This is a genomic window from Arcicella aurantiaca, assembly GCF_003148625.1.
GTDB classification, from domain to species: Bacteria; Bacteroidota; Bacteroidia; order Cytophagales; family Spirosomataceae; genus Arcicella; species Arcicella aurantiaca.
The window spans coordinates 22,442-46,307 of the sequence record NZ_QGGO01000014.1; the positions used below are offsets into that span (position 1 = coordinate 22,442).

A 23,866-nucleotide genomic window follows, 5' to 3' on the forward strand; every position below is an offset into this window, starting at 1 on the left:
CCAAAAGTCAAAAGATTATTAAGCACAACCATTATAGATTTAAAAAGTGCTAAAGAAGATTCTACGCAGTTTTATTTTGATGTAACTCCATCAATTAACATTCATTTTACTAACAAATACCAATAATTCTACGAATACATTTAATTATCTGCCATTAGCAAAGTATATTCTTTTTAATAGCGGTTAAATTATTAGAATTGAGTACATTAGACCACAAATTTAGAAATTCCACTTTATATTATACCAAAAGTATCATTTTGAGTACAAAACCGATGAAAAACAATAAAGATTTCGATAAAAAAGATGCTATTTTTAAAGCGATGTTAGAACTCATTTCTAAACATGGCTTTCATAGTTCTCCCATGTCGGAGGTTGCAAAACAAGCAGATGTGGCGGCAGGTACAATTTATCATTATTTCAAAAGTAAAGATGAATTGATTTGTGCATTATACGTAAAATTGAAACAAAAAAACATCGAAAATCTTTTTAAAAATGACGATACTGCAAAGCCTTTCAAAGACAGATTTAGAAGTTTTTATCTTCAAATGATTAATGAGGCAATAAAAAACCCAAAAGAGTTTTATTTTTTGGAACAATTTGCTAATTCTCCATATTTATCAACCATTCCGAAAGCTGAGTTATCGGTGCTTGATTCGCCAATTTATGATTTTTTACGCAAAGCAGTTTTTACGCAAGTTTTAAGAGATATTCCCCCTAAAATATTAGTTGCATTTGTTACTGGAAGTGCCTCTTCAATCATCAAATTACAACTATCTGGTGAATTTCAAATGACTTCTTCAGATTTGGAATTAGCATTTTTTACCTGTTGGGACGGCATAAAAAAAGCATAATGACAAAATGAGCGTGTCTAAAAGTCTTTAAGTGGTAAGTCATAAAATCTATCTTATCACTTAAAGACTTTTTCCTTTTCACCCTACTTCTTAGATTTATTAAAAATCTTGAATGCAAAGTATAAGCCTACCAATAATAATATAAAAAAACCAAGTGAGAACAATTTCTCTGCTCCTGCTGGTAGTTGTGACTGTAAAATAATCATTAATGAAATTGTTTAATGTGTCTTTTAAACAAAATAAAGCATCACGGATAGAAGAACAAAATAAAAGAATGTATTTTTGACTTTATATCCTAAATGTTGGCTATCTATCAGTTAATAAAAAATTAAAATGAACATTAAAATTGGTGTAATTAATGTCTCTGACCGTGCCAGTGCGGGTATTTATGAGGACATTCCCGGCAAAGCAGTCGTAGAAACGTTGAAAGAATATTTGATTTCGGAATTTGAAACCGTTTATAGAGTAATTCCTGACGAGCAAGATTTAATTTCGGAAGCTTTAAAAGAAATGGCGGATATTCATAAATGTTGCCTTATTGTGACAACTGGTGGAACTGGCCCTGCAAAAAGAGACGTAACGCCAGAAGCAACGGAAGCTATTTGCGAGAAAATGATGCCCGGATTTGGAGAATTAATGCGTCAAGAAAGTTTAAAATATGTGCCTACTGCCATTTTATCAAGACAAACGGCAGGTATCCGTGGCAATTCGTTAATCATAAATTTACCTGGAAAACCAAAAGCTATTCGTCAATGTTTAGACGCTGTTTTTCCTGCTGTTCCTTACTGTATAGACTTGATTGAAGGCCCTTATTTGGTATGTAATCAGGAAGTTATAAAAGAATTTAGACCGAAGAGTTAGGTATGAGGTATGAGGTATTTTTTCCATCAATTACTACCTCATACCTTAAACCTCACAACTTATCTTAGTCTATCGAGTTCAATGGTCAAATCGTCCACTAAACTTTTTACTCTTTCTAATGAAATGTGTGGTTCTGGCAATTGTTGACTAATAAATGAATTTACTTCCCAAATTTCTACAACATCTTTGATTGAAATTTCAAAACTTGGAATATTCGAATTATCAGAACTTAATAACAAAGCCCCTTTTATTTTTACCTGATTATAAACTCTTCGATAAATTACGCCTTGCTGAGTAGTAACCAAAACATAAAACTTTCCATCATGAATATCCGACCAATCAGCAATTCCACTCCCTACCACAATTGAATTTTGCATCGGGAAATCACTCCCCATTTCAAATGCTCTATTTTTATCCGAAGAAATAAATGGCAGTGACAAGGTAGGTAATCCACGCAAATATTCAGGGCGTTGGCAATTTGCTAAGTATTCTTTAACTACCGAATTCTTAATGTAAGGAATCGTTTTTGCACCATTTTTTTGTGGTGTCTCTACTTCAACTTTAGCAGAATTACTAAAGGTATGTAGATGATTATCAACAAATTGCTGAAAAGAAGTTTCGTTGTCTGCTAAATAACTCCGTTGTGGAATTGGACGTTGTGGAGCAACTTGAACTTCTACCTTTTCTTGAAAAAAATCTTCTACAATTTTAGCAACAGGTTGTGGTTCTGGAGTATTAGCAAAGGGTCTTTCTATGGGCGTTGGCTCAGCTTGCATACGACTTTGAGAAGCTACCTGTGGCATAATGCCCGTTGTACTTTGAGCTAAACTAATACCGGGTGTTTCTCTGATTTTACGTATATCAGTTTTGATAAGCGAATCAACAGAAGTACCAAATACTTGAGCAATGGTCTTTAAATTTTCTAAATTAGGGTTGGCTCTTGCTTCCTCATAAGCACCTAATAATGAGCGTTTTATTCCGATTCTTCTGGCGAATTGTTCTTGCGTCAAACCATTTAACCGACGGAGGTATTTGATATTATTGCTGACGATGGACATAGGTAGTTTGTTTAAGCTAAGAAGAATTTGGCGGTATGGCGACTTTACAAAAACTACTTAGTAAGAATTTCTTTTTACTAAAAAAATACGTTTAAATACTAATCATATTGTAAAATAACCATAAAATATTGAAAAAGCCAATTTTAGCCTTTTTTTTCGTATTTTTATGAATATTCAAATACAATCTTCAAGCTAAATTTTTATGACTCTCGCAACACAAAATATTGACATTGAACAAGATATTTTAAGCGTTTTTAATGCCCAAAAAAACAACGCTCAAAGCCTTGCTAATACCAATGCAAAAATTCGGAAAGATAAATTACGAAAACTCTTAGATTGGACAATTGCCCATGAAGAGCAAATTGGGAAAGCCTTATTCAATGATTTTAAGAAAAACCCTGCAGAAACCAATTTAGGTGAGATTTTGGGCGTAGTTGGTGAAATTAAACATCTACTAAAACATCTAAATTCTTGGATGAAACCACAGTCTGTTCCCACGCCAATGAACATGATTGGGACTTCGGCACACGTGAGATTTGAACCCAAAGGTGTTTGCTTAATTATTTCGCCTTGGAATTATCCTTTTAATCTTTCCATAAAACCTTTGGCACAAGCCATTGCGGCGGGCAATACCGTTATGTTAAAGCCTTCTGAATTGACTCCGAATACTTCTGCCCTACTCAAAAAAATGCTTTCAGAATTATTTGAAGAAAATGAAGTTGCCGTTTTTGAAGGAGATGTTGAAGTGTCACAAACGTTACTAAACTTACCTTTTAATCATATTTTCTTCACGGGAAGTCCAGCCATTGGGAAAATTGTCATGTCGGCAGCGGCGAAAAACCTAACCTCTGTTACGTTAGAATTAGGAGGAAAATCGCCCTGCATTGTTGATGAAACTGCCAATATTAAAAAAGCCGCCGAAAAAATTGCCTGGGGAAAATTCATCAACAATGGTCAAACCTGCATTGCTCCTGACTATGTTTTAGTTCATAAAAGTATAGCACAAGAACTTATTTCTTCTTTAAAATCTGCCATTACCACCATGTATGGCAACGAACCAAAACTGTCTCCCGATTATTGCAGAATCGTAAATAATCGACATTTTAATCGTTTAAATGGCTTATTGAAAGAGGCTGTTGAAAATGGAGCTACTCTTGAAATTGGTGGACAAACAGACGACTCCGATAATTATATTGCACCAACGATTCTTTCTTCACTAACCGATTCGATGAAAATTATGCAAGAAGAAATTTTTGGTCCAATTCTACCGATTTTAAGTTTTAGCACAAACGAAGAAGCGATAGGACAAATCAAAAGTCGTGAAAAACCTTTGGCGATGTACATCAATTCTAACAAAGAAAGTAATATCAAATATTTTATGGATAATTCCTCCGCAGGTGGCACAGTCATTAACGACTGTGTGATTCATTACGGACATACAGAAATTCCATTTGGAGGAGTCAACAATTCGGGCATTGGAAAGTCAGGAGGTATTTGGGGATTTATAGAATTTTCAAATCAGAGAGCAGTTATGCGTCAAAAATTTGGAACGTTCAAAATGATTTACCCACCTTACACGCCGTTTGTTTCAAAATTGATAAAGTTTTTTGTAAAATATATTTAGTAAGTATTTGGAATAAATAAATTGATATTGTGTAGGGGCGTATAGCATACGCCCACATCTCGACCTTTTGGGCATATGCTATACGCCCCTACGTCATGATGACAATATTTATATTATCAATTAATTTGTTCTTTTATAGAGTACGACATAATGTATCAGAATATATTTTGGAATAATGTTGTTTAGATTTGACAACTTTCAAAAATTTGTCAAATCTAATTCCAATACGTCAGGTCGTTGTCTATACTTAGTTTTTCTATCCAAAAGCGGTATTTCTTCAAATATGAGAAAATATCGCTTTTTTATGTAAAAACTAAATAATAACCCTACTTATATCCAATTATTTGTAGAAAAAAATCCCCAATTAATACAGAATTATGTAGAATTAACCCCCCAAAACATTGATTTAGGTATTGGAATACAAATTTGAATGTTAGTAGCAACGTTTAAAGATTATTCAAACCTAAACTCATCATGGAAAATACTACAATTGAAAAAATCAAGATTAATGGAATGGGGGCAATTATACATGAAAATGGTGTTTTCTTCCGAGTATGGGCTCCCAATGCAAAATCGGTAAGTGTAATTGGTGATTTCAATGATTGGAATGACTCAAATGATGTGTTGGAACATGAAGAAAATGGATATTGGGGTGCCAATGTAGAGAGTGCCAAAGCAGGAGATGAATACAAATTTTGCATTGAAACGGCTGATGAAAAATTGCAAAGAAATGACCCTTATGCAAAAGCGTTGACAAACTCAATTGGTAACTCAATCATTTATAATTCAACTTTATTCGATTGGCAAGATGATAATTTTCAAATGCCATCTTGGAACAACTTAGTCATTTATGAACTTCATGTCGGGACTTTTCATGTAAAAGAAAAAGGGAAAGTTGGAGATTTTTATAGCGTTATTGAAAAACTTGATTACCTAAAAGATTTAGGAATTAACGCCATTGAAGTTATGCCTCCTTTTGAGTTTCCTGGGGGATATTCTTGGGGCTATAATCCTGCACATCCATTTGCCATTGAGTCGGAATACGGTGGTGCAGATGCGTTCAAAGCTTTGATAAAAGCGGCTCATGAAAAAGGAATTGCCGTTATTTTAGATGTAGTCTATAATCATTTTGGTCCAACAGATATGGATTTGTGGCAGTTTGACGGTTGGAACGAAAACGGAATGGGTGGCATTTATTTTTATAATGATTGGCGAGCAAAAACTCCTTGGGGAGACACACGTCCAGATTATGGTCGCCCAGAGGTACGACAATACATTCGAGATAATGCCATGATGTGGTTGGAAGAATTTAGAGTTGATGGCTTGCGTATGGATATGATTCCATACATCCGCAATGTAAATGCTGATGAAGACCCTAACACGACTTTGCAAGAAGGATTAAGTTTATTACGTTGGATAAACTCAGAAGTGGCAGAAAAATTCCCTTGGAAATTAACGATTGCGGAAGATTTACACGGGCTAAGTTCAATTACTGACGCACTTGGCAAAGAATGTGGTTTGGGTTTTGGAATCCAATGGGATGCCGATTTCGTACATCCTGTGAGAGAAGCAATTATTACGCAAGACGACGCCCACAGAAGTATGGAAAAGGTAAGTCTTGCCATTTTGAATAAATATAGTGGAGATTCTTTCAAACGAGTAATTTACACAGAATCGCACGATGAAGTAGCGAATGGCAAAGCACGAGTAACAGAAGAAATTGCCTCAGGAGACGTAAATAATTGGTATTCTAAAAAACGTGCGTCACTTGGTGTGGCTTTGGTCATGACTGCGGCGGGTATTCCGATGTTATTTCAAGGGCAGGCACTTTTAGAGGATAAATGGTTTTCTGACACAGACCCTATCGACTGGAAACGCCAAAAGAAATTTAACGGATTTGTCAATCTTCATCGTGATTTAATTCAGTTGAGAAGAAATTTTGAGAACAATACAGAAGGACTTTCTGGACAAAATACTGAATTATTAAAAGTAGATGATGACCGAAAAATCATTGCTTTTCATCGTTGGCAAAAAGGCGGAAAAGGAGATAGCACTATTGTTGTTTTAAATTTTTCGACCAACGCTTATGATGATTACGTAATAGGAATGCCCACAGAAGGTGAATGGAAATTACGTTTTAACAGTGATTGGGAAGGGTACGATAAAGAATTTGCCAATTTTATGTCAACTAATGTTACGTCAAATCAAGGTGAATATGATGGTTTTCATTTCAATACACAATTTTCAATTGCCCCTTACACGGCATTAATTTTTTCGCAGGATAGAGACTGAGTGAGAGACTGAGGGCATATACAGAAAAAGGGAATACTACGGTATCCCTTTTTTAGATTTAAAGGATAAATACTTATTTTGAGTAAACAACGTTAAAAATTTAGCTGAATCAGAAACTTAACGGACTTCATACGTCTTAAATTTGTATTTTAGCAATTGAACCTGTTTAAACTTTCTGTTTCGACTAAAACCATGTCTTTTAGAACCCTTCAAACCAAAATTTTATCAACGTAGCTCTGCTATGTTTCAAAAATTTTAGTTCAAAGACTTCAAAAATACATTAATTTGTATTTCAAAACAGAAAGTTTAAACAGGTTCATTATCATATTTAGTAAACTAAAAATAGCATGAAAAAATTAAGCATGATTGCCCTATTGATGACAATTTTTGTGGTCAATACCTATTCTCAAACTGCTGATGAAGTTTTCCAAAATCACATTAAAGCTGCGGGCGGACAAGAACTTTGGGACAAAGTAAAAACGTATTCTTTAAAGCAATCTTTTGTATCGAATGCTCCGAGCGACTATGAAATGGAGGTGAAGGCTTCTATTCCTGACCTTTCGATGATAAAAACAAAAACAATCATGAAACGTGGTTTTATTTATGCAGTCAATCCAACAGACGCATTTTATAAAATTCCAACGGGTAGCCGTGACAAAGCAATTGTTTATGATGTAAAAGACCTTAGCGACAAGGAAAAAGCAAATATGAAACGTGAAGTGATGGATATGTTTGCACCATTTTATGACTATCAATCAAAAGGTTATATTGCAACTTATGTTGGTTTAGAAGTGGTGGGAGCTCAACGAGTTCATCATATTGAACTTGCTGGCAAAGACATTAAGTATGATTTGTATTTTGATAATATTACTAATTTATTGACAAAACAAAAGGAGAAATTATCAACTGGCGAAGAAATCACGAAGGAATATAACACTTACGTAACGTCAGATTTTGGTATAATTTATCCATCAGCAGGAACATATTATAGTAGTATTGATAAACGAAACGTAAAAATCGCTTCAACAATCGTTTTCAATCCAACTTTTGACGCTACTACTTTTAAAAGATAATTAGGGTTGATTTGAGGATGTGAAGATTTGAGGATTTGAATGTTTGAGGATGCGAGGATTTGAGTAGTTGAGGATGTGAGTTGAGAGTCATACATTTACAGCTCGCAATACCTAACTAATTGAATACCAAAACATTAAACAAAAATTTAAAATCCTCAAATATTCAACTTCTCACATCCTCATATACTCAAATCCTCAAATATTCAAATACTCAAATACTCACAATTCAAACATTCAAATCCTCACAATTCAAATCCTCAAATCCTCAAACACTCATATACTCAAAAAAACCTCCCTCCCACTTATCCAATCCTAAATGCGGCAATTTTTTAAAATAACAGGTATCATTCTTTTAGCTTTAGTCTTACTCATTGTAGGATTATTTTTTTATTTACAGACTTCCGCTGGACAAGATTTCTTGACTCATAGAGTTACATCTTATTTAAAATCAAAAATTGATAAGCCATTTAGCATTAAAAAAATCAGCTATAAAATCCCAGATTGGATAGCTTTGGAAGGGGTATATTTTAGCGACAATCAAGGAGATACGCTCCTTGCGGGACAAAAACTTTATGTAAATATGGATATGCTTGGTTTGTTAAAAAATCAAGTAACTATTAATGAAGTAAACCTCGAAAACATCCACGTAAACATCAAAAGAACGCTACCTGACACTGCATTTAATTTTGCCTATATCTTAAAATCGTTTGAATCTCCCAATTCAAAAACTAAAGTTGATACCACAAAAGGCGTTGCTTTACAATATAAAATTGCCAATATCAGGCTCAATAAAGTGAGTGTAAAATATTTAGATGATGTAACAGGAGTTGATGCAAAAGTTTACTTGAACGATGCCAAAACGTCTTTTTCTGGTTTTGACCCTGCCATCTCAAAATACCATTTAGACAAATTAGCTTTAGATGGTGGCAATATGAATCTTCGGTTATATGCTTCTATTCCAAGCGTTAAAAAAATTGAAATTGCTTCAACTGATACTTTAGATTTTTCATTCACAGAATTTGACGCCAAAAATATAAATTGGAAAATACTCGAAGAAACTTCAGGATTGGTCAATTCCGTTAAATTAGGTCGGCTAAATACCAAAGCAAATCAAGTTTATTTATCTGGTGAAAAAATCCATTTAAAATCCGTTGATTTATACAATACAGATGCTTCGGTTACTTTTTTAAGAAAAAAAAGCATTCAAAAACCTCAAAATCCAACCACATCAACTCAACCTAACCATTGGAAAGTATTAGTTGATAAAGTCATTTTTGATAAAAACAATATTGCGTATCAAGACCAAAACCAGCCTTTACAGAAAAAAGGGATTGATTATAATAACCTAAAAATAAACAATTTAAAACTCAATTCAGAACGTCTGTATTATTCAGAAAATAAAATTTCTGGTTGGATTTATAGTGGTTCTTTTAAAGAAAAATCTGGATTTGAATTACAAAATCTCCAAACAGATTTTGCCTACACCAACAAACAGACTTTTCTTAAAAAGCTTTTATTCAAAACTCCTCAGTCAATTTTAAGAGATGAATTTGTATTGAATTATAACTCTTTCAATGAGTTAACTAATAATATTGGAAAAGTTAAGATAAAAACTAACATCAAAAATAGCCAATTGGCATTTAAAGATATTTTACTGTTAGCTCCAAATTTGTCAGAAACGCCACCATTTAAAGGGAATGAAAAAGAAGTGTTGAAATTCAATGGCGGCATTACAGGAACAATCAATAACATGAAAGTTTCGCAGTTTAGCATGACAGGATTTGAACACGCAAAACTCAATTTACAAGGGCAAATTACGGGTTTGCCTGATGTCAATAAAACGGTTTTAAATCTAAACGTTCAAGAATTATCAATTACCAAAAAAGATTTATTAAAAATTGCTCCAAAAGGTTCAATTCCTGATAGCCTTGAATTACCTCAAAAAGTAGTAATTCTCGGAAAAATAAATGGCAAATTGGATAATTTAGCATTGAATACCACGCTCAAATCTGACTTAGGCAATGCGTCATTCAATGGGAAATTAATCAACATCACGACAGATAAAAATCAACAATATGATGGAAAAATAGCTTTTGAGAATTTCGAAATGGGTAAATTCTTGAAGCAAACTGAAAAAATTGGAAAAATCTCGCTTTCAGCCGATGTTAAAGGTACAGGACTTGCCCCCAAAACGATGAAAGCAAGCGTAAACGGCACTATACAACAAGCTGAATTACAAGGCTATAACTACAAGAATGTAATATTACAGGCAAGTTTGGCGAATCAAATTGCTGAATTAAAAGGCAATATCAAAGACCCAAATATTAGCGTAGCTATTGATTCAAAATTTGATATTTCTCAGCCATTTCCAAGTATAAAAGGAAATGTAAAAGTTGCCGAACTGAATTTAAAAGCCCTCGGATTGTATGCTGACAATATTGGTATTAGAGGCGATATAGATGTTGATATGCAAAATACAAACCCTGATAACCCGAGTGGAACAATCACGATTAATCAGGGGACTTTATTGCAAGATGGGAAGCCCATCAAAATTGAAAACACTACCTTGACCGCAAGTAATAATCTTGAAGGCAAAAAAATCACGATTGATGCTCCTTTTGTAAAAGCAAACCTGAAAGGAAATTTCAATTACTTACAAATTTCGGATATTATTGTTGGAACAATTAACAGATATTTTGTCATTCCTGACGTTGCTTACAAACCAATTACTACGCCTTATAATTTACTCATTGATGCCAAATTTGTAAAACATCCACTTTTACAAGCATTTGTCCCTGCACTTACCCGATTGGATACTTCAAGATTTACGGCAAATATCAACAGTCAGGCAGATACTATTTTAAGAGCAAATTTAACCTTGACTTATCTTGAATATGATACCATTCAAGTATCAAAAGTAAAATTTACCGTGACAGGTGATGCCAATAATTTAACCTATAATGGAGGATTGGACGGTGTCAATTTAACAGGATTTAAAATACGTAAAACGAGTTTAACAGGTGACGTAAATAACAATACAGCAAACTTCAAAGCAACGTTTAAGGATTCTCTTGAAAAAGACCGCCATCAAGTTATTGGTTTGGTGCAAAACATTGATAATCAGTATCAAATCAAATTTAAGAAAGGCGGTTTATTGCTAAATTATGCTTCTTGGAACGTTGATTCTACGGGCTATATTCAATACGGAAAATCGGGATTATTGGTCAATCATTTCCATATTGAAAGGGGAATTCAAAAACTTAGCGTGAATAGCACCACTTCTACCCCAAATGGTCCAATTGATATTTCTGCGGATAGCTTAGATATTCAAAATTTTGTAACGCTATTTGTGCCAGATTCTACCTTGGCGGGTGGCAAAATTGATGGAAAAATTCTATTGAGTAATTATATGGAATCTCCGTCATTTACAGGCGATGTGCTTGTGACTAATTTCCGTTTTCAAAAAACGCCCATTGGCAATTTGAAGGTGAATGTTTTTAATGAAACTGCCAATAAAATAACCGCCAAAGCAAGTATTTTAAATCAATATAATGATATTCAATTAGCAGGAAATTATTATTTGAATACGAAAAACTCGCTCGACCTCAACTTGATAATCAATAAGTTGGCTGCTGAAACGGTGGAGGCGTTTAGTTTTGGACAATTGAGACGTGCCAAAGGAAATCTGAACGGACAAGCAAGTATTAAAGGTTCTACGGACAATCCACTGTTGAAAGGTAATCTAAACTTTAGCAAAGTTGCCTTTGATGTTTCGCAATTAGGAAGCCGATATTTGATTGATGAACAAAATCTGATTTTTGACGGACAGACCATTCGCTTGAAACAATTTACGGTAAGTGATACGCTCAATCAACCTTTAAAAGTTGATGGTACAGTTGTTTTGAGCAATATTCCGTCGGTAAAATACGACTTAACAATTGATACCAAAAACTTTATGGTGCTAAATTCTACCCGAAAAGACAATGGTTTTTTCTACGGAAAAGGATTTGTAGATGCTAATTTAAGTTTGCAGGGAGTTTCGGAAAAAGCAAAAATTGAAGGAGATATTAAAGTTCGTGAAAATAGTAAAATTTCAGTAATTGTGCCTGATAGCTTTGACGAATTGAGTGAAAGCGAAGGGGTTGTGGTTTTTGTAAATAATAAGCATAAAGATAGTAGCAATGTAAAAATTGATTCAACACAACTTCAAAGGTTTACCAACGATTTGTTATCGGAAATTTCATTGAATATTGAAGCTGATGAAAAATCGGAATTTACGATTGTTGTTGATGAAATAAATGGTGATAATCTTGTAGTTAGAGGCAATGCTCGCTTAAATGCAGGACTCACTGCCGACGGACAACCTTATATTTTGGGTTCTTATGATTTAACAGAAGGAAAATATGGCTTGACTTTCGAGGTTATTAAAAAGCAATTTTCTATACAAAAAGGTAGCAATATTGTATGGACGGGCGACCCTATGAATGCCGATGTAAATATTACGGCAATTTATACCGCCAATACCGCTCCGTTGGATTTAATGGAAAATTCTGTTACTGAAAATACCGCTTTGTACCGTCAGAAGATGAATTTTGATGTGTTTCTAACAATGGCAGGAAAATTATCAAAACCAGATGTTTCTTTCCAAATAAAGGCTTCTGAAACGCAAAGATTGGTTTCCACAGATGTGATTACCAATGTTAAAGACAGATTAGCAAAATTGGAAATGAATGAAACTAACAAACAGGTTTTTGCACTGCTAATTCTCAATCGTTTTTTCTCAGAAAAGTCTTCAGATTTCTTTTCTACTAATAGTGGCGGAGTAAATGCGGAGGCTTTTGCAAGACAAAGTGTTAGTAAATTATTGTCTGACCAATTAGACAGATTTGCTTCTGATTTGATAAAAGGAGTTAATCTTGATGTTAATTTATCATCAACCCAAGACTTTTTCAACGGGGTATCCAGCAGTCGTACCGACCTTAGTTTAGGACTTTCAAAAGCATTCTTTAACGATAAAATTGAGGTAAAAGTTGGGCGAAATTTTGAATTAGAAAATACCTCAAAAATCAGTAGAAATCCTGCGGAGGTTTTCGATAATATCAACGTAAATTATAAACTAACCAACGATGGAAGGTATTTATTCAAAGCCTTCCGTAAAAATCAATTTCAGTCGGTTTTAGAAGGATTTATTGTAGAAACGGGTATTGGTTTTACGATAACAATGGAATACGGAAAGTTTAATGAAGTTTTCCAGAAAAAACAGAAAACGAACTAATTTATGCCATCAGTGATAAAAAACATACGGACTTATATACTTATTGACGCACAACTTCACCCCCGACCCCTCTCCGATGGAGAGGGGAGAAAAATGGGGTCGAATGCTCCCCTCTCCATCGGAGAGGGGTTGGGGGTGAGGTTTTTGCGTCTCAAATTTGACTTGCGTCAAATAGTATATACATCCGAAAACATATATAAAACTTCTGTAAAACACAGTCTTCTGCTCATCCTTTTAGTTGTGCTATTGAGCAGTTGTTCGGTGACAAAAAAACTTCCCGCAGGTGAAAGTTTATATACAGGAGCAAGCGTAAAAATGGTAGCTGATTCTGCCATTAATAAATCGGAAATTAAAAATATTCAGACACAACTTACTGAATTTGTAAAGCCCAAACCCAACGCCAATTTGTTTGGTTTTCCATATAAAGTTTGGTTTTATTATCTATTTGGTGAACCCAAAAATGACAAGGGATTTAAGAGTTTTTTCAGAAAACGCTTTGGCGAACCACCTATTTTAGCAAGCAAAAGTGTCACGGCTGCCAATGTCAAACAAATCAATTTATTACTGAATAATGAAGGTTATTTTCGTTCATTTGCCAAAGGGGATTTAATCGAGAAAAACCGTAAATCAACGGCAGTTTATACTGCCACCATTCACCAAAGATATTACTTAGACAGTGTTTCATTTTCACCACAAGATACAAGTCTTTTAGGCAAAGCATTTACAAACGCAAAACAAAACTCTTTGCTACAAAAAGGCTCTCCTTATCGTTTTGAGCTAATTTCGGGAGAAAGAAATCGTATTGACAACATTCTCAAAAAGAGAGGATTTTATTATTTTCAGCCTGATTTTATCATCGTAAAAGCAGATTCATCCGTTGGAAATCATAAGGTCAATTTATCGGTAGAAATCAAGCCTACGACTTCGCAAGTTGCCCGAAAAAATTACAGAATTAGAGACGTTCACGTATTGGCAGATTATGGGGAGAAAATCTTTGCCGATAGTGCAAAAAAAGACCAAGAGATTATTTTTAACGGTATCAGAATCAACGATAAAACCCAGTCTTATAATCCAAAAATATTTTCACAAGCCATTGCATTTCGTAGAGGTGGGCGATATAGCAGTAATATTCAAGATATTTCACTTTCGAGGTTAATTAACCTAAATGGTAATTTCAAATTTGTAAAAAATACCTTTGAATTAGTACCTCGCTCCGACTCCGCCCTGTTGGATGTGTTCTATTATTTAACGCCTCTAAAAGCTAAATCATTTCAAGCGGATATTAACGGTGTTACGAAATCAAACAACTTTACAGGTACAAATTTGAGTCTTTCGTGGTTGAATAAAAACACTTTTAAAGGAGCAGAATTATTCAAAATAACCGCCACTGCGGGTTTAGACTTTCAAGTAGGTGGCATAAGTTCTACACTTGGTGCAGTGAATAGTAGTCGTTATTCGATTGTAAGTAGTATGTCTATTCCAAGATTTATTATTCCATTCGTAAAAATAAATCCTGTAAGAAATCAAGCCTTACCAAAAACAAATATTAGCATTGGCTATGAACTTCAAAATAGAAGTGGATTGTATGATTTAACATCTTTGAATACTACGATGAGTTATGCTTGGAAACAGAACAATACTGTTGAACACTCACTAACGCCAATTTCTATAAGTTTGGTTAAATCAAGCAATATGTCAGAAGCGTTTTTGGATGATATTTTTCGTAGCGATAACCCGATTGCTATCCTTGCTTTATTGGATAATAAACTAATAATGAGTTCAAGTTATACAGTTAATTATACTCCAATTGCCAAAATCGGAAGTAGGCATTTATTTTCATTTTCGGGAGGAATTGAAGTAGCAGGAAATTTAGCAAGTTTATTATCCAGAATCGGTCCCCAACAAGGTTCAGCAGAAACTTTGGTTGGTGTTAGTTACGCTCAATATGCCCGCTTTGATACTGACTTTAAATATAGTTATTCACTGACTCAATCACTAAAATTAGCAAACAGATTTCTTTTTAGCTATGGCTTACCTTACGGAAATTCGCTCTATTTACCACCAAGTAAGCAATATTCTGCTGGTGGAAATAACAGTATTAGAGCCTTTGCAGCACGTGCTATTGGTCCAGGTGCCTATTTTTCAAATGGAACAATTGGTAGTCAACTTTTAGGAAGTCAACAAGGGGATATTAAATTAGAATTAAATACAGAATTGAGAGCAAAATTTACCAATTATATCAATGGTGCTTTTTTTATTGATGCAGGGAATGTTTGGATGCAAAAAGATGCAGATAGTTATGGACAAGATGCTGTTTTTGGCTCAAACTTCTATAAACAAATTGCCATTGGAACAGGCGTTGGGGTACGTTTAGATTTTAGTTATTTGGTACTTAGATTCGACTTGGCTACGCCTGTACACAAGCCGTATTTACCCGAAGGAGAACGTTGGGTTTTGAAAAATTTTGATTTAAAGGATTCTCAATGGAGAAGCGAGAATTTAGTATTAAATATTGCCGTTGGTTATCCCTTCTAATAATTGTGAGTTGTGATTTGCGAGTTTTGGCAATACATCACAAATGCTACAAGGGGTTAGGATTTAGGGACTATTTGAGATTTTATTCAGAAAGCATAATTATCATAATCAAACGACATTTTTTTTAAACTTGATAAATGAGTGGTTAAACATTCTTTTAAAGGATTAAATGCCTCAAATTCAAAAATTGCTAAAATTTTTTGATATGATTTTATCAAAAATTCATCTCCAAACTGGCAGGAAACCAATATCGTTCTAACGTTTTTAGATGCTTGAGCCATCCCAAAATAAAATTGAGATTGGTCAATTTGAGCATCTTCAAATAAAACAGGGCTATCAGAATTTTCAAAAGATTCATCAAGAATATGATTTAATTTTTCAACGATTGAAGCCGATTCATCTGCTTGGTTTTGAAAAGAGCGTTTTAATTCGGGGCTATAAATCGTATTAACAAGTTTCTTATAAACTTCAATACGATAACCATTAATCTTGAAAATATTTATCAAACATTTCAAGGTTTCTTCACTTTGTATTTTCATAGTCTTAATTTTCGGTAGTACATTCTTATGATTGAACTTGTGAGGTTAATACAAAACGGATATTTGCAGAAAATCTAATAAAAATCAAGCAAAAACCGTGCTTGATTTTTATTTAGAAAATTTTTAGAGAATTATTTTAAGCCTAAATTTTAAAATTTTGCAGAAACAGCCTTCACATTTTCTTTCAATTGTTCGTATTTATCAGCGATTTTGTCACTTATTTCTTCGGCTTTATCTTTTGTCTCTTCATACGTTTCAGATGCTTTGTCCTTTATTTCCTCCCAAATATCCGTTGCTTGTTCTTTTAAATCTTCCGCTTTTTCAGAGGCATTTTCTGCCAAATTCACCGCTCCGATTTTTACATCATCGATTTTCTCAGTTGCCTCTGCTTTCAAAACTTCTACTTTTTTATCCAATGTTTCTGCTTTGTGTTGTGCAGCTTCTTTGACAAGTTGTTCTTTTGTAGTTTCCATGATAATAGTTTGAGTTAAAAATTAATTATTTCACGATTAATCTTAAAAATCTCATTCCATTACATTTCAAGCCTAAAATCTTCTTTTTTTGAGAAAGATGCTCCCCAAATTGTAGAAAGTGTACCAAATTGAGTAATACAAAACGCTCAGTAACTTAACAGGCTTATCAACCTTCATCTTAGGCAAAATAAAACAAAAAAGGAATAGCCCATCAAGCCATTCCTTTAACCAAAACCCTAACTGCTTAAATTATAAAATCTTTGAAAATATCTGAGGTCAGAATTGCCATCTCAAATTGTGAATGGCGGTTCAACAACTTGAAAATTATCACCTATGTGAAAATTTCTTTATGCAAAAGAAATGTGGAAGAACCACTTCCACAATCTAACCAGTCTTTTTCCAATTAAAATCTTTTTATATCGAGTCGATTGCAATTTTAATAAGAAACAGGGAAATCAATAAATTTCCCTGTTTAACTACAACCTAACCACTTATAATTTATTCATTATGGTGATGAAAGAAGAAGAATATAGGAGCAAAAAATGCTCCCTATTTCTCACAATCTAACCACTATGAATTAAACTTACTAATGCTTTTTGATGAAATGTGTATTCAAAAAAGAGGTTTAAAAACTACTTAATATCTTCTTGAATATGGTCAATTTTTTTGTTCAAATCTGCTTTAAATTCTTTCCAACCTTGTTTGGTATCTGATTTTACTTCAGATAAGGAATTTTCTAAGTCGTCGATTTTAGATTGAATTTTAGCTTTTCTTGTTTTCCAACGTGCTTTTTCTTTATCGGTTGCTTTATTCATTTTAGCATCCATTTCAGAAATTTCTGTTTTCAATTCGCTTCGTTTTTGCTCAATTTTATTAGCCATTTCCAATCTTTCTGCTTTTAAATCATCAGCAGTTTCGGCGGCTTTTTCTTTTACATCCGAAGCAACATCATCAACTTCTTTGGAAACTTTGTCTTGTGCATCTTGCGTTTTTTCAGCAATTTCCTTTTTTTCGCTTCTTGAGCATGAAGAAATGGTGAAAGAACCTAATATCAAGAGACTTGCAAAAACCAATACATTCTTTTTCATTGTTATTTAAAATTTAAGTTAAAAATTCGTTCCAGTTACTAAAAAAACATTTTTCGTAGAATTTTGTAGAGAAAACACCCCAACATTGTCCACTTTTGGGGAATTTTCTATTCAATTCCATTTTTTAGGAATTTCATATAAGTAATTACGATTGACGAATAATTCGATTTACGATTAAAACCCCAGTTCGTCAATCGTAAATCGAATCAATAGTCAATAATCTTGGGGATAACTTAATAAACCAGTTCACCCAACCCCTACTTAAAAATGAATTCCGACAGTCGCTTGTAAAGAGTTTCCTTTTGAAGCAAATTTTGCGGCGGTATTCGGATTACTAAATTTCACATTCACCACATCATTCACATTTCCTTCATATCTGAAATCCAAATTCAACATTCCAATATCAAAGCCCACTCCTGCCTGATACCCAAGCGTTACATTATTAAAAATTTCACTTGCCTTTTGTCCTTGGTATTGTTCAATGCTATCTCCTAAATTTCCGCTATCGGATAATTTAAAAGTGGCAACAGGACCTGCATTCACTCTGAGGACATTCCCAATTTTCACTCCAACCAAAATGGGTAAATCTAAATTGGTCAATTTCAAATCAATGGTTTTTCCACTGGCTTTTCCGTCTTCAAAAACATTGAATTTTCCTCCTTTTTGAGAAAGCAAAATTTCGGGCTGAATGAAAATTGTTTTCCCAAATCTTAAAAAAACGCCTCCTACAAAACCATAAGCTCGGGTATCGTTGGGACTAAAATTGAAAACTTTTCCACCCGACGAAAATGACAAATCGTTACCGCTTACCTGAGACAAATTTGCTCCTAATCGAAGACCTGCCGTAAATGATTTCTCTTGAGCAAACGTACTTAATGTCGATATTGCCAAAATGGCTACTAACATTACCTTTTTCATAATTATCTATTTGATTTCTAATTCGTTGATTGATTTACACTTGAATATATAAAATGATTATACCATTGAGACAATATGAATAATTTGATAAAATATGGGTAAAAAGTACCCCATTTTTAGGAAAAATGCGGATAATTTACTCGTTCATGGATAATTATGTACAAAAAAAGAGTACCTCGAAAGGTACTCTCATGACAACAATCTACGAAGTTTTTATTCTGATGATTTGGTAGCTTTTTTTCTTCTTTTCACCAATGACTTCACATCTTCGGTGGTTTCGGTAATGGTTTCTACTAAATCAGGCATAAATTCACTCATTCGTTTTTTCTTTTCTTGCAATATCCTATTATGGTCTGGTTCACCCAAAAGATAACCATAGGGTTTTAATTCATGCACAGAATCGAAGATGACTTTTAAGATTGCCGTTGTGGGTAATGACAAAGCCATACCTGCAATTCCCCAAAGTGCCGACCCTAATAATAAGGCAATGATAGCAACTAATCCGTTGATACTAATTTTTGAACCAACCACTTGGGGCGTAATAAAATTGCCTTCTAAAAACTGAACAAAGATGAAAACGCCTGCTACGCCAACTGCATACATCGGTGAATCTTTGGTAATTAAAGCAACAATTATGGGTAAAATTGACCCGATTAATATTCCAATAAAGGGAATAATCAGTAATGCTGCTGCCAAAAAACCGAAGAACACAGCATAGTCAATTCCTAAAATTAGTAAGCCCATCGTGTTCAATGTTCCAACAATAACGGTCACTGTTATCAATCCTGTAAGATAACTATGCACAACTTCATAGATTTTTGTGAGGACTGTATCAATAGTATAACGCCTGACATTGGGAAAAACTTTGTAGAAAAACATTTTAAAGAAATCTCTGTAATAAAGCAAAAAGAACATATAAATGGGAATCAGCGATAAATTTCCAAGCATATTGCCAGTCGTTGAAAGTGCCGAAGAGAAAAAAGAACCTCCGCCTCCACCAATAATTCCCTGACCGTACTGCTTTAATTTTGCAATCTGGGTATTTCTGCCAACGTGTAAATAACGTTCTGCCAATTTCTGACAATCGGCAAAAAGCGTGGTGAATTTTTGTTGTAACTGTGGTAACATTTCACCAAAACTCACAATTTGATTTGAAGCTAACCAAATTAAGCAAGCAGTAACAACCATGAATAAAATCAGAGAAATAGTAATGGCATAAACCCTACCCATTCCTTTTTTCTCAAGCCATTTATCAATTGGATAAAGTGCCATTGCCAAAATAATAGCAACAAATAGCGGCACTAAAATATCTTCTAATACTTTGAGCCAATACACCAAAATTGTCACACAAATCAGCGAAAATGCCAGTTTGATGATATACGGATAGTTAGATTTCATGGGCTTTTCAATCATGGTCAAAAAAAGAGAGGAATGAAATCACTCCTCTCCACACAATATTCTCAATTATATTTCATCCTAAATAAGAACGAAGCGTGTTTAATAAGTTTTAAATTTAGCAAGAAGCAATACAAAATATTTTAAAGTTACTTAGGCAATTAGCCTCATAATCAATAACGAATTCTTGAAGAATTACCTTTAACTTTCTTCAGGAACGAATCAAAATCTTTGCTGGCGAAAGGGTCAGAATTAAGATAATCTTTTTCAATTTTCGAGAAGGTCAATCCAAATAATACAGCCAAAACAACAATACCGAACGATGATAATACGAAAGTGATTTGTTCCATGATAGTAAAAGTTAAAGGTTCATGATTATTAAATCCAAAACTATACTCCTCTACGAATAAGCGACAAGATTATGGATACAATAGCTAACACAAGTAAGATATGAATAATACCTCCCGCACTGTAAGCAAAAACGCCTAACAACCATCCAATAACTAATATTACGGCAACGATATACAATAGATTTCTCATAATTTTTAGTGTTTAAATGTTATAATTTTTGATTCAACAATCATCATTAAATTCTTATACCATTCTGAAAAACAGTCCATTATGTAGAAATACAATATAGAATGGGTTGAAAAATGGGTAAACTGTGGAAATTTAACCCCAACAATTCAGATTTTGTGAGTAAAGGAAAGGTGGCATTAAAGTGGTGTCCTTTCGTGTAAAATCTTTCAAAAACGAAGAAACAAATTTGATAATCAAGCAGTTTATTATTCTTCAACGATTTTATTTTTAGAAGCAAAATTTAAAAAGGTTTACACGAAACGATACGAAAAACCAAATAGACAGGCGGTGTTTATTGTAAAACAGGAAATGGAAGTCAAAAGAAAGCAAATTCTTGAGGCTGAACCTGTTTAAACTTTCTATTTCGGAATAGACTAAAAACTAAATATTAATAATAATGCTATGGAAAATATTCAAAAAACCTTTATCACATCAGCCCGAATAAAATTACTTCAGGTACTGAATTTTGTATTTTTTATCATCATGGTTATCATGAATGGTTTGGCAAATGGTTTACCCATTAATGGAAAAACAACAGGAGAATTATCCAATCAATACCCTAACTTGTTTGTTCCTGCGGGGATAACCTTTTCAATTTGGGGAGTGATTTACTTTCTGCTTTTATGCTTTTGCATCTATCAGTTTAAATCTTTTTTAAGTAAAAAGCCAGAACCACATTTAGCTATGATTCTCAACGCCATTGGTTTTCTATTTATCATCAACGCTACTTTTAATGCTCTTTGGATTGTGGCTTGGCATTATGAAATTTTACCATTATCGCTCTTAATAATGCTTGGTATTTTGGTGACTTTAGTTAAAATCAATTTGAATCTCCGTGAAGTTCAGCCATATTTGACGGGTTGGGTCAGATTTTTTGTAAAAGCATCTTTTGGGGCATATTTAGGCTGGATTTGCATTGCAACCATTGCCAATGTAACGGCTCTATTAGTTGCGAATGGAATACTTTTAGATGGAATTTCGGGTCAATCGTGGGCAAGTATCATGATTTTGACAGGTGCTTTTATTGCTCTTTTACTTACCATTAAATTAAGAAATAGTTATTTGGCACTGGCAGTAATTTGGGCTTTGACAGGCATTATTATTGCCAGAACTCAGGATTCGATTTACTATAAATACATTGTTTATAGTGCAGGTTTAGGGATAGTTGTTATGGTGATAGCAATTTTGATGTCTTCTACCTTATTATTATTTACCAAAAGGAAAGAATTAGTGGAGGTACATTAAGTATAGTGTTTAATAAGTTTTTGGGGGAAGCTTAATTATCCGAAAGAACTTCTCGAAAGTTATTTACCCGCAATGGATAGACCACAGATTAGACAACTTTCAAAAAAGTTGTCTAATCTAATGCTAACAAACTTCCGTAAAGTACGCATCAAATCTTTAAAATGGGTCTAAATTAAACTACTCTTGAAAAAGTAATCGTAAAAACTGTTCCTTTATTCAATTCAGAATCAACTTCTACTCTTGCTTTGTGCGATTGAATAATGTTGAGCGTTGCGGCTAATCCTAAACCAATTCCATTATTTTTAGAAGTGAAATATGGTTCAAAAAGCCTTCCTACGTGTTCTTGACTAATGCCTATTCCATTATCTTTTATTGTTATAATAACGCTTTTGTTATTGAATGAGGTTGAAATTTCTAATACGCCTTCCCCTTCTTTCATAGCCTCCACGGCATTGATGATAATATTAAGAAAAGCAATTTGAATTTTTGATTTGTCTAAATCAAGCCAAATATCAGGCGTAAAGTTTTTCTTTAAATGTATTCCCTTCAGATTAATTCTATCAATGGCTTGTTCAATGGTAGTCTCTAAAACTTCTGTTAAATCATGGCGACTAAAAATTACTTCTGAAGGTTTAGAAGTATTCAATAACTCTGTAATCAAATCATTAATCCGTTGACTGTTTCTGCGAATAATATCCATGAAAAATTGGGCATCTTCGTCCTCAAAATCTTCTCCCATTTGGTCTAACGACAGATTGATATTGGTCAAAGGATTACGAACTTCATGAGCTAAAGTTCTGACTAAACGACCTGTTGCTGCCATTTTTTCAAAGAGTAAAGAATCTCTTTCATCTTTTTTTCTGGAAGTTATATCATGAATAATCCCTAAATAATAGGGTACTCCTTCGCTATCAAGTTGACGATTACAATGGATTGAACACTGTTTTCTTTCTCCAAATTTGGTCACCAATTCTACCTCATAATTACTGATTTCACCTTGTTTTTCAAGCATCATGATAAATCTCAATCTTTCATCTGAACGAACAAAGGTTGTATAGCTTTTTTTACGAATTAACTCCTCTTCGGTATAACCTAAAAGCTCGGCAGTAGCAGGTGTAAAATACCGAAAAGTACCATCTAATTGGGTAGCAAAAATTGCCTCTTTGGTCTGTGCAAAAATATTTCTATACTTTCTTTCACTTTCTCGAAGCGTCGCCAGCGTATTGGCACGGTCGAGAGAATAACGGATACAACGTTCTAACTTCTCAGCATCCAATTCACTTTTTACCAAATAATCAAAAGCCCCCAAAATCATAGCCTCCATGTCTATATTTTTATCGCCCTTGCCAGTTAAAAGTATTACAGGAGCTTGAAGTCCGTTTTCAGTACCTGTTTTCAGTAAGTCTAAACCCGTTTTTGCTCCTAACAAAAAATCAAAGAAACACAGGTCATACTGTTTTTCTTTGATTTTTTGAAGAGCATTATCGAAAGAATATGCCCAATCTATTTCAAATTTTTGACCTTTAATTTCCTTGATGTACTCACTCGTTAAAAAAAAATCATCCTCATCATCATCCACCAAAAGAATTTTAATAGTTCTGCCTTTAAACATCGTTTTTTTATTTTGGTAATTGAACAATATCAAACCAATAATTACCTAAAGCTCTGGTTACTTCCACAAAATCAGAAAAACTTACAGGCTTAGAGATGAAACAATTAACACCTAAATCATAAGTTTTCACAATGTCTTCATCTGCTTTTGAAGTAGTAAGAACCACAATGGGAATACTTTTCAAATCGGGGTCAGTTTTTATTAATTTTAAAGCCTCTCTCCCATCAATTTTTGGCATATTGAGGTCTAATAAAATAATTCCGGGACGTGGGCTATCTTTGACTTCTACAAATTTCCCTTGTCTTCTGAGATATTCTAATAACTCAACACCATCTACCACAAATTTCAATTCATTTACTAAAAAACTTTCCTCCAAAGCCTCCTTCGTCATCAAACGGTCGTCGGGGTCGTCATCGGCTATTAAAATGGTAACACTTTTCTTTTCCAT

18 protein-coding genes are annotated in these 23,866 nt (G+C 33.8%); 8 read left to right on the forward strand and 10 right to left on the reverse strand.

All coding sequences use genetic code 11. From position 1 onward, the window contains the following. The first annotated feature begins 272 nt into the window (after positions 1 to 272). Entirely contained in the window at positions 273 to 851 is a 579-nt protein-coding gene (locus tag LV89_RS13795) for a TetR/AcrR family transcriptional regulator (protein WP_146199162.1), read from the forward strand. 333 nt (positions 852 to 1,184) lie between these two features. Further along, a complete protein-coding gene (mog, locus tag LV89_RS13800; RefSeq protein ID WP_109743494.1) occupies positions 1,185 to 1,712 on the forward strand; it encodes a molybdopterin adenylyltransferase in 528 nt (175 codons plus the stop codon). Between the two features lie 59 nt (positions 1,713 to 1,771). Here mog and LV89_RS13805 read toward each other — a convergent pair whose 3' ends face one another. Then, positions 1,772 to 2,770 carry a helix-turn-helix domain-containing protein gene (locus LV89_RS13805; protein WP_109743495.1) on the reverse strand — a complete coding sequence of 333 codons (999 nt, stop codon included), beginning with the start codon at positions 2,768 to 2,770 and terminating at the stop codon, positions 1,772 to 1,774. A 202-nt stretch (positions 2,771 to 2,972) separates the two neighbouring features. On the opposite strand from LV89_RS13805, the gene LV89_RS13810 reads away from it, so the two are divergent. The 5 genes from LV89_RS13810 to tamL all read left to right on the forward strand — a co-directional run bounded on the left by LV89_RS13810 (position 2,973) and on the right by tamL (position 15,569). Further along, positions 2,973 to 4,394 (forward strand): aldehyde dehydrogenase family protein, encoded by a 1,422-nt coding sequence (locus tag LV89_RS13810; RefSeq protein WP_109743496.1) that lies wholly within the window; start codon positions 2,973 to 2,975, stop codon positions 4,392 to 4,394. Positions 4,395 to 4,868: 474 nt separating this feature from the next. Further along, positions 4,869 to 6,686, forward strand: a complete 1,818-nt coding sequence (locus LV89_RS13815) for an alpha-amylase family glycosyl hydrolase (protein ID WP_109743497.1) — start codon at positions 4,869 to 4,871, stop codon at positions 6,684 to 6,686. A 347-nt stretch (positions 6,687 to 7,033) separates the two neighbouring features. Then, positions 7,034 to 7,759, forward strand: coding sequence for a hypothetical protein (locus LV89_RS13820; protein ID WP_109743498.1), 726 nt, complete (start codon positions 7,034 to 7,036; stop codon positions 7,757 to 7,759). A 316-nt stretch (positions 7,760 to 8,075) separates the two neighbouring features. Further along, positions 8,076 to 13,034 carry a translocation/assembly module TamB domain-containing protein gene (locus LV89_RS13825; protein ID WP_109743499.1) on the forward strand — a complete coding sequence of 1,653 codons (4,959 nt, stop codon included), beginning with the start codon at positions 8,076 to 8,078 and terminating at the stop codon, positions 13,032 to 13,034. 93 nt (positions 13,035 to 13,127) lie between these two features. Next, the gene (gene tamL / locus LV89_RS13830; RefSeq protein WP_445422191.1) at positions 13,128 to 15,569 is read left to right on the forward strand and encodes a translocation and assembly module lipoprotein TamL; all 2,442 of its coding nucleotides are present in this window, start codon (positions 13,128 to 13,130) and stop codon (positions 15,567 to 15,569) included. Between the two features lie 86 nt (positions 15,570 to 15,655). On the opposite strand, the gene LV89_RS13835 is transcribed toward tamL, so the two are convergent. The 7 genes from LV89_RS13835 to LV89_RS13860 form a co-directional block, all read right to left on the reverse strand. Next, positions 15,656 to 16,108 (reverse strand): hypothetical protein, encoded by a 453-nt coding sequence (locus LV89_RS13835; protein WP_109743501.1) that lies wholly within the window; start codon positions 16,106 to 16,108, stop codon positions 15,656 to 15,658. A 149-nt stretch (positions 16,109 to 16,257) separates the two neighbouring features. Beyond that, positions 16,258 to 16,581 carry a YtxH domain-containing protein gene (locus tag LV89_RS13840; RefSeq protein ID WP_109743502.1) on the reverse strand — a complete coding sequence of 108 codons (324 nt, stop codon included), beginning with the start codon at positions 16,579 to 16,581 and terminating at the stop codon, positions 16,258 to 16,260. A 632-nt stretch (positions 16,582 to 17,213) separates the two neighbouring features. Further along, positions 17,214 to 17,669 carry a hypothetical protein gene (locus tag LV89_RS13845; protein WP_109743503.1) on the reverse strand — a complete coding sequence of 152 codons (456 nt, stop codon included), beginning with the start codon at positions 17,667 to 17,669 and terminating at the stop codon, positions 17,214 to 17,216. A 261-nt stretch (positions 17,670 to 17,930) separates the two neighbouring features. Then, positions 17,931 to 18,587 carry a porin family protein gene (locus tag LV89_RS13850; protein ID WP_109743504.1) on the reverse strand — a complete coding sequence of 219 codons (657 nt, stop codon included), beginning with the start codon at positions 18,585 to 18,587 and terminating at the stop codon, positions 17,931 to 17,933. Between the two features lie 213 nt (positions 18,588 to 18,800). Beyond that, positions 18,801 to 19,985: an AI-2E family transporter gene (locus tag LV89_RS13855; protein ID WP_229201519.1), complete on the reverse strand. Its 1,185-nt coding sequence runs from the start codon at positions 19,983 to 19,985 to the stop codon at positions 18,801 to 18,803. 170 nt (positions 19,986 to 20,155) lie between these two features. Further along, a complete protein-coding gene (locus LV89_RS25190) occupies positions 20,156 to 20,332 on the reverse strand; it encodes a hypothetical protein (protein WP_158279584.1) in 177 nt (58 codons plus the stop codon). A gap of 40 nt (positions 20,333 to 20,372) precedes the next feature. Next, the gene (locus LV89_RS13860; RefSeq protein ID WP_109743506.1) at positions 20,373 to 20,522 is read right to left on the reverse strand and encodes a lmo0937 family membrane protein; all 150 of its coding nucleotides are present in this window, start codon (positions 20,520 to 20,522) and stop codon (positions 20,373 to 20,375) included. Between the two features lie 441 nt (positions 20,523 to 20,963). Here LV89_RS13860 and LV89_RS13865 point away from each other — a divergent pair, with 441 nt between their 5' ends. Next, positions 20,964 to 21,806, forward strand: coding sequence for a TspO-related membrane protein (locus LV89_RS13865; protein WP_109743507.1), 843 nt, complete (start codon positions 20,964 to 20,966; stop codon positions 21,804 to 21,806). Between the two features lie 172 nt (positions 21,807 to 21,978). Here LV89_RS13865 and LV89_RS13870 read toward each other — a convergent pair whose 3' ends face one another. Further along, positions 21,979 to 23,418 (reverse strand): hybrid sensor histidine kinase/response regulator, encoded by a 1,440-nt coding sequence (locus LV89_RS13870; protein WP_109743594.1) that lies wholly within the window; start codon positions 23,416 to 23,418, stop codon positions 21,979 to 21,981. 7 nt (positions 23,419 to 23,425) lie between these two features. Beyond that, positions 23,426 to 23,866, reverse strand: coding sequence for a response regulator (locus tag LV89_RS13875; protein ID WP_109743508.1), 441 nt, complete (start codon positions 23,864 to 23,866; stop codon positions 23,426 to 23,428).